14 protein-coding genes are annotated in these 15,260 nt (G+C 41.8%); 11 read left to right on the forward strand and 3 right to left on the reverse strand.

Annotation, left to right across the window (positions count from 1 at the left end):
- Window positions 1-108: 108 nt before the first annotated feature.
- Together D1B33_RS12095 and D1B33_RS12100 are read left to right on the forward strand one after the other, a co-directional pair.
- On the forward strand, window positions 109-456 hold the full coding sequence (locus tag D1B33_RS12095; protein ID WP_118876657.1) for a rhodanese-like domain-containing protein: 348 nt from the start codon (window positions 109-111) through the stop codon (window positions 454-456).
- Between the two features lie 47 nt (window positions 457-503).
- Window positions 504-800, forward strand: coding sequence for a rhodanese-like domain-containing protein (locus D1B33_RS12100; protein ID WP_118876658.1), 297 nt, complete (start codon window positions 504-506; stop codon window positions 798-800).
- 66 nt (window positions 801-866) lie between these two features.
- On the opposite strand, the gene helD is transcribed toward D1B33_RS12100, so the two are convergent.
- Together helD and D1B33_RS12110 are read right to left on the reverse strand one after the other, a co-directional pair.
- Window positions 867-3,041 carry an RNA polymerase recycling motor HelD gene (helD, locus tag D1B33_RS12105; RefSeq protein ID WP_233549472.1) on the reverse strand — a complete coding sequence of 725 codons (2,175 nt, stop codon included), beginning with the start codon at window positions 3,039-3,041 and terminating at the stop codon, window positions 867-869.
- A gap of 226 nt (window positions 3,042-3,267) precedes the next feature.
- A complete protein-coding gene (locus D1B33_RS12110) occupies window positions 3,268-3,798 on the reverse strand; it encodes a thioredoxin domain-containing protein (RefSeq protein ID WP_158582971.1) in 531 nt (176 codons plus the stop codon).
- Window positions 3,799-4,116: 318 nt separating this feature from the next.
- Here D1B33_RS12110 and D1B33_RS12115 point away from each other — a divergent pair, with 318 nt between their 5' ends.
- The 6 genes from D1B33_RS12115 to D1B33_RS12140 all read left to right on the forward strand — a co-directional run bounded on the left by D1B33_RS12115 (window position 4,117) and on the right by D1B33_RS12140 (window position 9,445).
- On the forward strand, window positions 4,117-4,869 hold the full coding sequence (locus D1B33_RS12115; protein WP_118876660.1) for an amino acid ABC transporter ATP-binding protein: 753 nt from the start codon (window positions 4,117-4,119) through the stop codon (window positions 4,867-4,869).
- Window positions 4,870-4,945: 76 nt separating this feature from the next.
- On the forward strand, window positions 4,946-5,785 hold the full coding sequence (locus D1B33_RS12120) for a transporter substrate-binding domain-containing protein (RefSeq protein WP_118876661.1): 840 nt from the start codon (window positions 4,946-4,948) through the stop codon (window positions 5,783-5,785).
- Between the two features lie 32 nt (window positions 5,786-5,817).
- Window positions 5,818-6,558, forward strand: a complete 741-nt coding sequence (locus D1B33_RS12125; protein ID WP_118876662.1) for an amino acid ABC transporter permease — start codon at window positions 5,818-5,820, stop codon at window positions 6,556-6,558.
- A gap of 16 nt (window positions 6,559-6,574) precedes the next feature.
- Window positions 6,575-7,270 (forward strand): amino acid ABC transporter permease, encoded by a 696-nt coding sequence (locus tag D1B33_RS12130; protein WP_118876663.1) that lies wholly within the window; start codon window positions 6,575-6,577, stop codon window positions 7,268-7,270.
- Between the two features lie 62 nt (window positions 7,271-7,332).
- Entirely contained in the window at window positions 7,333-8,496 is a 1,164-nt protein-coding gene (locus D1B33_RS12135; RefSeq protein WP_118876664.1) for an acyl-CoA dehydrogenase family protein, read from the forward strand.
- 190 nt (window positions 8,497-8,686) lie between these two features.
- Window positions 8,687-9,445: a glycerophosphodiester phosphodiesterase gene (locus tag D1B33_RS12140; RefSeq protein WP_118876665.1), complete on the forward strand. Its 759-nt coding sequence runs from the start codon at window positions 8,687-8,689 to the stop codon at window positions 9,443-9,445.
- Between the two features lie 683 nt (window positions 9,446-10,128).
- On the opposite strand, the gene D1B33_RS12145 is transcribed toward D1B33_RS12140, so the two are convergent.
- Window positions 10,129-11,157, reverse strand: coding sequence for a DUF2804 domain-containing protein (locus tag D1B33_RS12145; protein WP_118876666.1), 1,029 nt, complete (start codon window positions 11,155-11,157; stop codon window positions 10,129-10,131).
- A 265-nt stretch (window positions 11,158-11,422) separates the two neighbouring features.
- Here D1B33_RS12145 and D1B33_RS12150 point away from each other — a divergent pair, with 265 nt between their 5' ends.
- The 3 genes from D1B33_RS12150 to D1B33_RS12160 all read left to right on the forward strand — a co-directional run bounded on the left by D1B33_RS12150 (window position 11,423) and on the right by D1B33_RS12160 (window position 15,203).
- Complete coding sequence (locus D1B33_RS12150) at window positions 11,423-11,959, forward strand: amidase domain-containing protein (protein ID WP_118876667.1); 537 nt, start codon at window positions 11,423-11,425, stop codon at window positions 11,957-11,959.
- 81 nt (window positions 11,960-12,040) lie between these two features.
- Window positions 12,041-12,631 (forward strand): nitroreductase family protein, encoded by a 591-nt coding sequence (locus tag D1B33_RS12155; protein WP_118876668.1) that lies wholly within the window; start codon window positions 12,041-12,043, stop codon window positions 12,629-12,631.
- 361 nt (window positions 12,632-12,992) lie between these two features.
- Window positions 12,993-15,203: an MMPL family transporter gene (locus D1B33_RS12160; protein WP_118876669.1), complete on the forward strand. Its 2,211-nt coding sequence runs from the start codon at window positions 12,993-12,995 to the stop codon at window positions 15,201-15,203.
- The last annotated feature ends 57 nt before the right edge of the window (window positions 15,204-15,260 follow it).

Consider the following 15,260-nt stretch of genomic DNA (forward strand, 5'->3'; position numbering starts at 1 on the left):
TTCTTTCTCCTGCTTTAAACTTAAAGGTTAAAATCCGCTCTGGTGTATAATAGTAGAAAAATAGGATGGAAATTCGATATACTAAGCGAAATAGGAGTGAAGGCATCCGTGGTAGAACCAATTTTAATCATCATCCTTGCAGCGTTTTTAGTGTACCGGCTAACGCCGGCAAAAGGAATCAACAATATCTCAACGGAAGAATTGAGAAACGTATTGAATGACCCGAACAAAGTATTTATCGATGTTCGATCACCTATAGAATATAAAGGGCAACACATTAAGCAGTTCAAAAATGTTCCGCTAAAATCGAACTTCAAAGACCTGCCGAAAGATAAAGAAATCGTGGTCATTTGCCAAACGGGCATCAGAAGCAATCAAGCCTGCAAAAAATTAAAGCGGCTTGGTCACAAGAATATCACGAATGTTAGTGGGGGACTAAGCCACTGGAAATTTTAGTTTTATCAGTGAGAGGCTAACACCACTGAAATTAAGGAGGAAATTAAATGAAAGAAATTTCGCCTCAAGAAGTTCAAGAGCGTTTGGAAAATGGGGAAACATTGCATTTAATCGATGTACGTGAAGTGGATGAAGTAGAAGCAGGGCATATCCCCGGCATTGTGCATATTCCATTAGGTTCGATTGAATCGCGTGTGGACGAGCTTTCAAAAGAAACGCCCTATATTATGGTTTGCCGCTCGGGAGGTCGAAGCGGAAAAGCAACGGAATTCTTGGAAAGCCAAGGTTTTGATGTAACCAATATGAGCGGTGGCATGCTTGCATGGGAAGGAAAAGTAGAATAATCGATCCTGCAAGGGGTTTCTAAAAAATAGGCAGAGAAAGTTATTTCTCTTTGCCTATTTTTTTATCTATTTACCTTCAAGCAGAAATGTTTCCAGACTGGGTCCAACTAAATACAACTCATGCATCGCGCGGGTTAGTGCCACGTACAACAGCTTCCGGTCAATCGTTGTATCAAAATAGGGAAGGTCAAAGGCAGCAAGAATGACTGCATCAAATTCAAGTCCTTTTGCGAGATGGCTCGGTACAACAAGAAGCTTTGAACGGCCAAGTGCCGATTCTTCGCTAAGCATTTCAGCAGGAACCTCGGCTTCCACGAGCAATTTCGTATAGTGCTCCGCTTCGGAAGTTGTTTTGCAAATAAGCGCAATCGATTGATGGCCATGCTGCTTAATGGATTCATATAACGTGCTGATCGCCGCTGTATCGAATTTTTCGCTTTGCACAAAAGTAGGTTCCTGGCCATGCCGCACAACCGGCTCGACCAGCGGCAGATTTTCATCCATTTTGGAAAGGATTTTATTGGCCACATTCATAATCTCGATCGTTGTTCGATAGCTTTTTTGCAGCGTAAAATAGTTGGCGCGCGGGAAAAGCTTCAAAACAGACTCCCATTCTGTTAACGAACGATAACCATGAATTCCTTGCGCCAAGTCCCCAACCATGGTAAACATGTCGGTTTCAAGTCCTTCCTGCAATGCAGCCAGCTGGAATAAACTATAGTCCTGTACTTCGTCGATAAAGACCACGCGCATTTTCCATTGATCCGAGATGCCTTTAATCTTGGCATGCAAGTAGTAAAGCGCCGCTAAATCTTCCAGCACCCATTTTTCCTTAAGATGTGCCTGCAAAAATCGTTCCTGCTGCTCCAACGTCCATTCAGGAGAAAGTTCCTGAAGGAGGAAGCGATCCGTTAGCAGCTTGCGGTATAGTTGCTTGATTTTCACTTTTTCAAATCGTTTCATATATAGGCTTGCCGCTGATTTAGATTCCGCTTGTATTTTGGGAATACGTTCATCCCGTTCATCGATGAACTTCACAACGGTTGCCCGTCGTTTGTCGGGATCTCTAAGCCCGCTTAATGCTTTCCCAATCATCTCTTCATAGCGGGCATTCAAGGAAGAAAGAACACTTTTTGCTTTTCGTTTGACCTCCGTTTGCACAACCTTCTTAATGCGCTCGATCCGCTTCTCGATCGGCATATAAGCAAACTCTTCCAAAAACAGCCTCTTCAAGTGGCTGCCTCGCATAATGCGGTATTTTTCAATGAATACATCTTCATCAAAAAGCTCTGCCAACTCTTGTTCAACCCTTTTAATGTAGCGGTCCAATAATTCTTTAAAAAAGAGGGAACCTTTTATTTGCGGAATGTTAAAAGCAGGAAGTACATCAATTCCTTCCTCCACAATGGTTTCAAGCTGGTCATTGGAATTTTGCAATTTTAGTTTTAGTCCCGTTGCATTTTGGACGTATTCCGCATAAGTCGTTTGGCAAATTCGCTCCACACCCAACTCCGGCAAAACGTCTCCGATATAGTCGATAAAAAGTTTGTTCGGGGCAAGGATCATTAATTGTTCGGGATTGAAATGTTCGCCCATTGTATATAAAAAGTAAGAAATGCGGTGCAGGGCAATGGTTGTTTTACCGCTTCCGGCAGCACCTTGCACCAAAATGGGCTGTTTTAAATGGGCGCGGATAATTTCATTTTGTTCTTTTTGAATGGTGGCCACGATTTCGGTCAATCGCACATCGGCCTTGCCTGTGAGCGCTTCTTGCAACAGGTCATCATTCGTTGTTAAATCCACATCTTGAAAACTGAGAAGTTCTCCATCTTCTATTTTATATTGGCGCTTGGAAAACAGGTGGCCTGTAAAAACTTCGTCGCGCACAGGATATGTAATATCGCCGAGGCGGCCGTCATAATAGACGTTAGCAACGGGTGAACGCCAATCCACAATAATGGGTTCAAAAGTCTCGTTATGGAAAAGAGAGGTTTTCCCGATATATAAAAGTTCTTGATTTTCACCGGTTCGTTGGAAGTGAATGCGGGCAAAATAGGGCTTTTTTCTGACTGCTTCCAAACTTTCTTTTTGGTTTAACGCCAGTTCGAAAAAGCGGGAGTTGGTGAGAATATTGATATAGCTGTCACTGGAATCGATATATTCCAGGTTGGCCATGGATTCCTTGATTTTCTCCTGAACAGCCCTTAAATCCCTTTGCGAAGCTTCCAGAAGTTCGTCCATATACTCTTTCGTATAAGTTAAGCGTTCAACCTCTTTGGGAAAATCGGGATGCTGCAGGATGCTTTGTTCATTGTTTTCCGCCACGGTCATCAATCCTCCCATGCTCTAGGTTAGAAGTTAATTTTACTAAATTTCCCTAATGAAGTGAAGTTTTGAGGCGGGGATGGGGTGGGAAAAAGGAAAAGCCGTTTCCATATTTGAAAACGGCTTTGTATAGAGGAGTATCTTATGAAATTTTTGAAAGGGCTGTTTCAACTGCTTGTTTTAAATCGGATGGCTCGAGTTCATACGTAAACCCTAATAATTTCTCGCCATTGAAGAATATCGTTGGCACAATTTTCACTTCGCGTTCAATCGCCTCAGCTGTAATCGCCAGGCTAACATCAACATTTTCAAGTCGTTCTTCTTCTTGCAGGTTGTATTGATCGACCAGCAATCGTTTCAGCTCTTTATCGGAGTATTCGTGCCATTCGGATTGTGTTTCGAGCAGTTGTGCAATGACATGTAAAGACTCTTTTGGATTCGAATTGTCCAATGTCCAGTGAATCAATGCACCGTGGATAAGTTCTTCGCGTGGTTTATCGTAAAGTTTCACGATCACTTCAACTTGGTTATTTTCGATATAGGGAGGCAATACTTCTTTTGCCAATCGGTAGATTCTCGCAGTGCCTGGGCACGCCACATTGATAAATGCTTCTATTTTCAAAGGTGCATCCGGGTTGCCAAACTTCAAATGATCATTTTTTATCTTAGTCATACTAAATCTCCCCTTTAAACATATTTCAATATAATATATACTATTTTTATAGGGATTGTAAATATTATCGTAGAAAAACAATCCAACCCTAGTTATATTTACCATATATTAGTGTTAATCAAACGTAATATCACTGTTTTCCAAAAAAAGAATGAATCTTTTTAATTGTAAAATTAAAATAAAATTATTATTTACAATACCTATAAGGTTAGTTATATTTATCATTATATGAATATTCGAAATGGTAAGCTTTTTTAAAAAGAATAGTATTTTTATCATCTCAAAAATTCCATTTCAACTTAGGTGGGAGGTGTAATCGTGTTATCAGTCAGAGACTTGCATGTGTCGTTCAATCAAAATGAAATTCTTAAAGGCATTGATTTAACGGTCAATAAAGGCGACGTGGTGACATTGATTGGTCCAAGTGGAACAGGGAAAACAACATTGCTGCGCTGCATGAATTGTCTTGAAAAACCGTCCAAAGGGGAAATAACCCTTTCTGATTTGCACTTTAATTATGAAACAATCAGCAAAAAAGACATTCTGCAGCTTAGAAGAAGAACGGCAATGGTGTTCCAGCAATTCAATCTTTTCAAAAATAAAACGGTTCTGGAAAATGTTATGGAAGCTCAAATGGTGGTACAGGGAAAGAAGAAGAAAGATGCTTACGAAAAAAGCATAGAAGAGCTGGAGAAAGTGGGACTGCTCGATAAGCTTCAATCCTATCCTTCCGAGCTGTCTGGAGGGCAACAGCAGCGAGTCAGCATTGCGCGTGCATTGGCTGTTGAACCGGAAGTGATTTTATTTGATGAACCTACCTCCGCACTGGACCCGGAGTTGGTGGGTGAAGTATTGAAAGTAATCGAAGATGTCGCGCGCTCAGGAGTGACAATTGTGTTGGTAACGCACGAAATGTCGTTTGCCAAGAGAATTTCCACCAAAGTGGTCTTTATGGATAAAGGCGTGATTGTGGAAGAGGGAACGCCGAAATATATTTTTGAAGAATCAGAGAATGCGCGCACAAAGGCTTTTTTAAATCACTTTAACTCGAATCAAACAGTAGAAGCTTAAACTTTATACAGCAGGGGCCAACCCCAGGCGAATTTGTTTAAACAATTCAGTTTCACAAAAGAAGGGAGATTTTTTTATGTTCAAGAAAAGAAATTTATTATACCCGGTTTCATTGGCGGCATTAATTTTAGCGGGATGCGGTGGAAGCGAAGAAGAGAATGCCTCTTCTGATGGAGCTGACGAAGCTGCGGGAAGAGAAATTACGGTAGCGGTACCGCCTTCATCGAAACCGCTAAGCTATACAGATGAAAACGGAGAACTAACAGGATACGAAGTAGAAATCCTAAAGTTGGTTGATGAAAAATTGGAAGATTACACATTTGACATTGTAGGTGTTGCAGATAGTGCAGCGGAAATTGGCCTGGATACAGGGAAATATGACATGATTGCGCAAGGTTTGTTCAGAAGTGAAGCTCGCGAGGAGAAGTACTTGATTCCGGAAGAGAGCAACGGTGCAAGTTTAATGCGTGTTTACAGCAATACAAGCGTAGGAACGATTGATTCTTTCGAGGACCTGATCGGCAAAAAGATTTCTCCTCCATCACCAAGTGGTGGAGTGTTTAACTTATTGACGGAATATAATAACGAAAATCCGGATAATCCAATTGAATTCCAAACATCCGACCATGGGTTCACGGTTGCCGAACGATTGCAAGCAGTGGAATCCGGAAAATATGATGCACTTGTATTGCCTTCCAACTTAGGCCAACAAGAGATTATTGACGCGCAAAACCTGGAAATCACGGTGTCGGAACCGCTTAAAGTATTCCCTACGTATTTCTTGATTCACAATTCCGAGGAAAACAAAGCTTTGACGGAAGATGTTAGCGCCGCTTTAAAAGAATTAAAAGACGAAGGAACACTATCTGAATTATCGTTGGAATATTACGGTGAAGATGTTTTCCAATATGAATAGAAACATGTAGTTTTTCATCAGGAGGTGGTCAAATGGATATCGGATATATGGTAGAAATTTTCCCGAAATTGATTGCCACATTGCCCATAACTTTATCAATTATCATAACTTCCGCCATACTGGGTTTATTGCTCAGTATTGGCGTTACGGCTCTGCGAATTAAAAAAATAAAGTTTTTGTCGCCTATTCTGGAAGCGTATATCTCTTTCATGCGAAGTGTGCCAATACTATTGCTGCTGTTTATTGTTTATTACGGGTTGCCGGTATTCTTTTCTCTTTTAAATTTGGATATCAATGATCTGAGCGGTATCGTTGCAGCCATGATTACACTCATTATCTTTAACGGTGCCTATCTATCCGAAATTTTAAGACCCGCTTATTTAGCGATAGACAAGGGGCAGCATGAAGCCGCCAACAGCTTGGGATATACACCCTTTGCCAAGTTCCGGAAGATTGTGGTTCCGCAGATGGCGCCAATCGCTTTACCTGGACTGGGAAATGCCGTTATCTATCTGATCCATGATACCTCCTTGGTGTTTACGATTGGTGTAGTGGATATTCTGGGAAAAGCCAATTTAATTTTGGCAAGCTCGTATGGAGAAAATAAAGTAGAAGTTTACTTAACAATAGCCCTAATTTATTGGGGGCTTTGCTTATTGTCTGATCGATTGGTTAAATTCTTTGAAAATCACACGTATATAAGCAAAATCCAAAAAAGAAGAATGTTTGGTTCCAAGTTTGGAAAAGGGAATATTCAATCGCATTCGGATTGAAGGAGGGGGAGAAATTTTGTTTGATTTTAAGGTATTGCTGGAAAGCACCATAGATATAGCTGCCGCTGTTCCAAGAACGCTCGTTTTGGCAATTGTTATCCTTCTCTTATCCTTAGTGGTGGGTACTGTAATCGCTTTGATTCAACAGTTTAAGGTACCTGTGTTCTCTCAAATCATTAAAGTGCTGCAATCTTTTTTAAGAGGAACACCGAATGTGGTTTTATTGCTTTTGATGTATTACGCGCTTCCGGAAATTTTAAGCTTCTTTGCGGGAATTCTGGGAATTGAATTTGATCCAAACAACTTGAACCCGGTTATTACGGTAATTGTTACTTTCACAATTAGTTATTCCGTGTTTCAATCAGAAATTATCAGAGGTTCCATTCTATCGATCGATAAAGGGCAAATCGAAGCGGCCCAATCACTGGGGTTCAGTTCTTGGCAGACGTTTAGGAGAGTCATCGTACCTCAAGCGTTGGTAGAAGCTTTCCCGGATATTATCAACTCGTTGATGGTCATCATCAAAGCACTTTCGCTTGCTTATTTGATTACTGTTGTAGATATTCTGGCCCAAGCCAAAATGGTGGGCGCCCTCACTTACAGATACCTGGAAGCGTTCATAGGAGCCGCACTCATCTATTGGATGATTGGCATCATCCTTACTTTTGTAGCCAACAGATTTGAGTTGAAACTAAGACGAGGTTTCCATTAATGTACAAGGTTATTCGGTAGTTGAAATAGTACATAGCTAAAACTTTTAAGGAAGTGTAACTTGTGTCCCAAAAATTATTTATTAAAACAAAAATTCAAAGTGAATGGCTGGAAAAACTGTTGCCGCTTAAAGAGGAGTTTCGCAGCCATTCTAGAGAAATCGATGAACAGTCCAAGTTTCCCGGCGAAAATATTCAAGCTCTTGTCGACCTAGGCTATACAAAACTAACATTGCCCAAAGAGTATGGCGGCGAGGGAATCAGCGTATCGGAAATGGTTTTCCTTCAAGAAACCATTGCCAGTTTTGATGGTGCCACAGGATTGGCGATTGGCTGGCATCAAGGTGTTGTCGGTGAGCTGTACGAGAAAAAGTTATGGGAAGAAAAAATGTTATCTTCTTTTGCGGAAGACGTGTTGAACGGTGCTTTGGTAAACAGGGTAGCTAGTGAAATTCAAACCGGCAGTCCAACGCGGGGTGGCCGCCCTGGCACAACAGCCGTTAGAAAAGATGGCAAATGGCTGATTTCCGGAACGAAAAGTTATGCAACGATGATTCCGGCAATGACTCATATTCTTGTTACGGCATGGGTAGAAGAAAAAGAGAAAATTTGCGTATTCTTAATTGATAAAAAGTCGGATGGCGTGTCGGTTCGAGAAAACTGGGAAGTGATGTCCATGAGAGGAACTGCCAGCCATGACCTGATCTTGGACAATGTGGAAGTACCCGAGGAAAATTTAGTGCAAATTCAGGAGGCACCACGAGGAAACAGTTTAAATGGCTGGATTCTTCATATTCCTGCTTGTTACCTGGGTATTGCGCAGGCTGCCCGTGACTATGCTGTTCTATTTGCCACACAACATTCGCCAAATAGCTTAAATGGCCCAATTAGCCAATTGCCGAATGTGCAGAAATTAATTGGCGATATTGAATTGGAATTAATGAAAGCGAGACATTTCCTATATAGCGTCGCGGAAGCTTACGATGATGAGGCGCGACGTGAATTGATCACGAACGAACTAGGCGCGGCAAAACATATTGTCACTAATTCCGCCATCACGATTGTAGATAAAGCCATGAGATTGGTTGGGGCAAAAAGTCTCCAATTATCGAATCCATTGCAAAGATATTATCGCGATGTAAGAGCTGGCCTTCACAACCCGCCAATGGACGATATGACCATCTCCAAATTAGCCCAAACGGCTATTAAGGAAATTGAAAATCAATAATTGAATAGCGGAAGACCAAAATGTACCATTCAACTGAAGTGAATGGTACATTTTTTAATTACTTTTTGGGTCCTGCAGATTGGAATGGAGATTTTACATAATTTTAAAGTATCTACGGGTGAAAGATTAATGGCGCGTTGATACTATAGGGGTAGATCTACTATTTTGTAAGCTAAAGGACGGTACAATAATGAAAGTTTATGCACACAGAGGGTATTCAGCAAAATACCCTGAAAATACGCTTGCTGCGTTTAAAGCTTGCGCAAACCTGCCGATTGATGGAGTGGAATTTGATGTTCACCTGACGAAGGACCAACACGTTGTGGTGATTCATGATGAATCCATTAACCGTACATCAAATGGGGAAGGGGTTGTAAAAGACTTTACGCTTCAAGAGCTCCGGGCCTTTGATTACGGTGCTTGGTTTGGCAAGGAGTTTGAAGGCGAGAAGATTCCGACATTAAGTGAAGTGCTCGAAATTTTTCGTGGGACGAAAATTCGCGTGAACATTGAAATCAAGTCGGATATTTTTCGTTATCCTGGATTGGAAGAATTGGTTCTGCAAGAAGTCGAGGCATTCCAAATGACGGATCAAGTGGTGATTTCATCTTTTGATCACGAGGCGGTGGCAAGGATTGCGACGTTTGCACCAAACGTGGAAAATGCCGCGTTGTTTGCTAATGCGATTTTGGAAATCGAAGAATATCAAAAGAAAATTCCGGCCAAGGCATTACATGTTTCGTTGCCATCCGCTTTTCGACGACCGATCGCCAAGGCAATTGAACTGGGTTCAACCGTTCGCGTCTATACTGTAAATGAAGAAGAGCATGCTGCACACCTGCTTAATACGGGAGTAGAGGCCATCTTTACGGATGAAGTTGAAAAAATGCTGGCGTTTTTGGAAAAACATTTTAGTTTGGAGCAGATTAGGAAGCGTGAGCATATCTAAGGAGTTTGGTTAGCGTCTAAAAAGAATTCTAGGGATAAGGGAAAGGGATGAGCTTCCGAGCAGAGCCTCTCGTGGACTGGATGTATGCGGTTTTGATGAAAAGAGGCCACGAGTGGAGTTCTCATGGACTGGTAGCATGGAATTTTAGTGAAGTGAGTCCACGAGTGGGGTTCTCGTGGACTGGGAGCATTGGATTTCAATGAAACGAGTCCGCGAGCGGAAATCTCATGGACAGGCATCATGTAATTTCGGTGAAACGAGTCCGTGATCCGGGCTCTCATGGACAGGCATCATGTAATTTTGATGAAACGTGTCCATGATTCGGGTACTCATGCCTGGCAACAGGTGATTACCGTCAAACAAGTCTTTTGAGCAGGCTCTAGAAGACTCGAAGAATGCACTTAAAGCCATAAGAGTGTCATTAGAAGTCCACAACGACCGGAAGCTTAAAAAAATTCTTCATATATGGACATCTAACTATCTTGCACATATGAAACTGTCCCATACCCCATAGTAATGGACAACATACAGCCGTGCTCTTGCATTCTCGTCCCAAACCATCTTCGTATCGGAAAAAAAACCCCCGACGCAAGAGCCATCGGGGAACAGTAATACCAGTAGCACGCGTTTTCATCAAAAAAGCCCCAAGGCATTAAGCCCGGGGACTGAAGAGTTTTTTTACTTCACCATTTCGCGGAGTATTTTTCGATGCCGCCCAACATTTGTTGGATGGTTAGCAAGCTGCCGTCGTAAAGTTTGATGTGGCCATGATAATAACCGAGGAAGTGGCGGGTTTCGGATTTTACTAACTTTCCATTTGTTTTGTTGGTATATTCGAAGAAAGGGTGAAAGGTTAGCATGACATGGTCCGAGAATTTTGTTGTGATATACCAAGGTTTCATGTAATTGGTGTCATCGCAGGTAAATACGACGTCTTCGTGGATTTTGGTCATCTTGCCGTTAACGAATACGGCATTTTCCGTCATTCCTGTTCCGTCTGTCCATTTTCCTCCGAAGTTTAGCCCGATTCGGTCATTGCGTATTTTCTGGGAAGCCATTGCCCAATTCAAGGAGGCGTTGCGCGGCCAGACGCCACGGCCAAAATCAAGAATGCTGAAACAGTCTTCTTCATGGAATCGATAATGGCGATTTCCAAGTTTCACAAACCCCATGGTCGGTAAGGTGTGATGTTTTGAAGTGAATTGGAAGGTTTGGCGATTCCACGGAACAACCACATTTAATGTATCATCCTCTTGTGGATGGAGAATCGTTAACTCTGCAAGAAGCAGTTCATTGTCGAAGTTCTCGGAAGTTACTTTTAAAAATGTTTGTTGTTGAAAATAGGTGATGCTAATCTCCACTTCATTATTTGAAAATTGGATAGGCTCGAACACCCTCGGCGGCATTTTTAATTTCGTCCCTAGACCAAGGGGAATCATTATAGTTTTTTCGAAAAAACGCTGTGTTTCATATTCTAAAAAATAAAGCGTACAAACCGCGGCATAGTCGAAATGGCTGATTGTCACGGAAAAAAAGATTTCTTCTCCAAAAATGCTCCAATGATTCCATTTTTTCTTCCGTAAATAGTGGCCAGATAAATTGCATTCGATGATGGGTTTACGAGCAAATCCAATAGCTTCAGGGTTCAGGTTGCCCTTTTGATCACAAAGCCTTGTAAGTTTGGTAATTTCTTTTTCTGCGTGCTGCGTCAATTCCAACATCCCCTCACTTAAATAATAGTATCCGCACCTGTTCTATTGGAAGTAAAATATGTTGATAAACTGCAAAATATGCCCAGTTTAGACAATTGTAGATAATTTACTTCAGAAAGTAGAATTAACCCAATTGTAGCAAAATTTATAAAACTTTGCTTTAAATCAAGCAGTTGGAAATAAATTTCCCAAGAGTTCCTTGTATTCTTTTGAAGAATGAACATTCAAAAGCGATGCATAGAATGGATAAAGGGAGGTTATTCAAATTCCAACTTATTACAATCGTGAAGCAGCGGTGCAATATGCCAGAACTTGGTGGAATGGGAAAAATCCAAATTATCCGGCGTTTTTGGTTGATTGTACAAATTTTATCTCCCAATGTCTAAGGGCAGGAGGTGCGCCGATGACCGGTGCGCCCAATCGTGCAAGCGGCTGGTGGATTACCGATGCATGGAAGAGCGGAAGAGGGACAGCCGGTCATTATTCGAGGGAATCCTGGAGTTATAGCTGGTCAGTCGCACATAGCTTCAGATGGTATTTGGAAAATGCAAAAAAAGGTCTTACCGCCGAACGTGCAGAGGCACCATCGGAACTTCAAATTGGAGATGTCATTTGCTATGACTTCCAAGGAAACGGCGTTGTCGATCATACAACCATCGTGACGAGCATGGTTGATGGCGTTCCGTATATTCATGCGCATACCGCAGATAGCGCAGATCGGCACTATGATTATTCCAACTCGCACGCCTGGACACCAAACATTCGCTATTATTTTTATAAAATTGACGATGTTTTTTACTAAAATAAGACTTTGTCTAAATCGAATTTATAGAAACTATGGTAAGGTTTATTTGATATTAGCATTTTTGAAGGAGAGAAAAGGATGAACCCGCAAACACTATCAGTACGAGAAGCAATTATTGGAAGACGTTCAATCAAAAAATTTAATGGGCAGCCTGTAGATCGGGAAGTGCTAATGAAAATTATCGACGATGCCGTTTGGGCACCTAATCATCAAAATAGACAACCATGGCGTTTGGTTGCAGCGTGCGGAGAGGAAATTCTTGAGCTTCATAAGCTGTTGCGCGATACAGCCATTCCAAGATGGAAAGACCTTTCCGAAGAATCCCTGGAAAAGCAAATGCAAAAATTCACGCTGCCAGGTGCATATGCGTTTGTAATTGTACCGGAGGATGTGCGCCAAAAACAACGGTTGGAGGATTTTGCAGCAGCTAGTACATTCATTCAAAACTTTCAACTGCTAGCATGGGATATGGGAATCGGGTCGTGCTGGAAGACGCCTGACTTTTTGGATAAACCCGAATTCCGTGAAGCGTTGGGTGTCAAACCGGGTGAAAGAATCATATCGATGCTCCAATTAGGATATTTTGATGAACTGCCAAAAGCGATGGAACGAAAAAAGAGTGACGAAATTGTGACATTTTTTGGGCGAAATCAAAAAAATAATGATTAAATTTTTATGAAAATCAGCTGCATTAATATACTGATATAATGAAATTTTTGTTCTGTACAATGTTTGTATACTGTTAAAACGTAGTTTTGTAAATAGTTTATCTGTTATTTTCCCCCAAAAACATTTTTGTTTTCATTGCTTTTTACGGATGTATGCCATTGCTGTAAAAGAGGAAAATATTAGAATAATAGAGTACAATAAACGCTAGGTAGCAATACCTTAGCGTTTTTTTTTGTTGAACTGGAAAGTGGGGGCGTTGATTAACCGGCCACCCTAAAGTTTTTAAAAGTTCATTTACCGCTAGGGTATACGCTCGATTTTATTGAAAATGATTTCGAAATAATAAAGAGGGGATGAAACAATGCCAAAAAACCCGCTCGAAAAGTGGGGAAAAGTTGTAGGAGATAAACGATCGCGCTGGGTAACGCTTTTGTTGTGGTTAGTCCTTGTCGCAATTTTATCCATGACCTTGCCTCAAATCAATAGTATGGAAAACTATGCTGGAAGTGATTTGCCTGAAGAGGTGATGAGTGAACAGGCCAATAAAATCATGGAAGAACAATTTTCTTCGGATTCAGGCATTCCATTATTAATTGTTTGGTATAAAGAAGCGGGCTTGGAGAGTGAGGACCTCCAATCAATCCAGGCTCTTTATAAAAAACTGGACGAAAGCCCATTAAACGGCCAGACAACTCTCCCGCCTTTAGGTAATTTGCCAACAGAAACCCTGTTAGGTAGTGTATCCGAAAATGGAACGAGTATCGTTACGCCTATATTTTTCGATGAAAGTGCCAACACGGATACACTCAAAGAAAATCTTGAAAAAATCAGCAGCCTGACGGAAGAGCAAATTGGGGAAAACCCATATGAAACCAACATCGAAGAAGATGGTTTGCATGCCCGTTTTTACGGTCCAGTCGGCATTTCCGTAGATGCGACCAATTTATTTATGCAGGCCGACGTGAAACTTATGATTACAACGGTCATCCTGATTTTGGTATTGCTTGTTGTCATTTATCGTTCACCTATTTTAGCCATCACACCTATCATTGTAGTGGGTATAGCCTATGGCGCCATTAGCCCGTTGCTCGGCTGGTTTGCCGAAAATGGCTGGATTGACAAAGATGCACAAGCGGTGTCGATCATGCTGGTCCTGCTGTTTGGGGCAGGAACCGATTATTGTTTATTCTTGATTACGCGTTTCCGTGAAAAATTACTGGAAGCAGAAAATAAATTCGAAGCCCTTTCGAGCGCCCTGAAAGAATCCGGTGGCGCCATTATGATGAGTGCACTTACGGTATTTATCGGGTTGGCAACATTGGGATTGGCGGATTATGGCGCCTTCCAACGATTTGCTGTTCCTTTCAGCTTCGCGATTCTTGTGATGGGAATTGCGGCCCTGACCATCTTGCCCGCTATTTTGGCTATTTTAGGCCGGGGTGCCTTTTGGCCGTTCATCCCCCGTACGGATGAGATGGCGAAAAAGGTAGCCAAAGAAAAAAATAAACCTTATAAAGCGCCGAAACCAAGACACCCCATCATGACGAAAATTGGTGAATTTGTAACAAATAAACCTTGGCTTGTCATCGTGGGTACACTTGTTATCCTGGGTGGGTTGGCATTCACATCAACTCAAATTAAGTACAATTATGATTTATTATCATCATTCCCGAAAGATATGGGTTCGCGTGAAGGCTTTACAATCATTGCCGAAAATTTCTCGCCCGGAGAATTGGCACCTGTAAAAATCATCGTGGATACAAAAGGGGAAGACCTCAATCTTACCAAACAAATTGCCGCGCTTCCCTACATGGATATTGTCAGTGAGCCGAGAGTGGGAGAAAGCGACGCTTCTTTTCAACTCTATGAAGCGGATTTGAATCAAAATCCATATTCCAACAAGGCGATGGATTTAATTCCGGTCTTGAAAGAAGATATGGAAACGATTCTTGCAGACGCGGGGATAGAGGAGGCTGGAAACAGCTACTGGATCGGCGGCGAAACAAGCGCCCAGGCAGATACAAAAATGGTGCAGGAAAGGGATGAGTCAATCATCCAGCCGGTGATGGTCGCTATTATTGCCGTTTTGTTACTGCTGTATTTGCGTTCTGTGCCGGCAACGATTTACCTGGTCGGGACCGTGCTGATTTCATTCTTCGCTGCGTTGGGGCTGGGATGGCTGGTATTAACAACGTTCTTTGGCGCAGAATCGATTGCCAGTGCGATTCCGTTGTATTCCTTTGTATTCTTGATTGCCCTGGGAGAAGACTATAATATCTTCATGATTTCGGAAGTTTGGAATAACCGAAAAAAACAGAGTTTAAAAGAATCGGTGAAAAATGGAGTCATCCAAACTGGTTCGGTCATTACATCAGCAGGCCTGATTTTGGCGGGAACATTCGCTGTGCTTGCCACATTGCCAATTCAACTATTGGTTCAATTTGGTGTCATTACGGCGCTGGGTATCTTGATTGACACATTTATTGTACGTCCGTTGCTTGTTCCGGCCATCACGGTTGTGTTGGGCCGCTATGCATTTTGGCCAGGAAAACTATTTAAGAAGCAAGATTAACATAAAAAGCGCTGATCCGCGACAACTTCTTTGGATCAGCGTTTTTTTAGGTACTAA

This window comes from Ureibacillus yapensis (genome assembly GCF_003515775.1).
Taxonomy (GTDB): domain Bacteria; phylum Bacillota; class Bacilli; order Bacillales_A; family Planococcaceae; genus Ureibacillus; species Ureibacillus yapensis.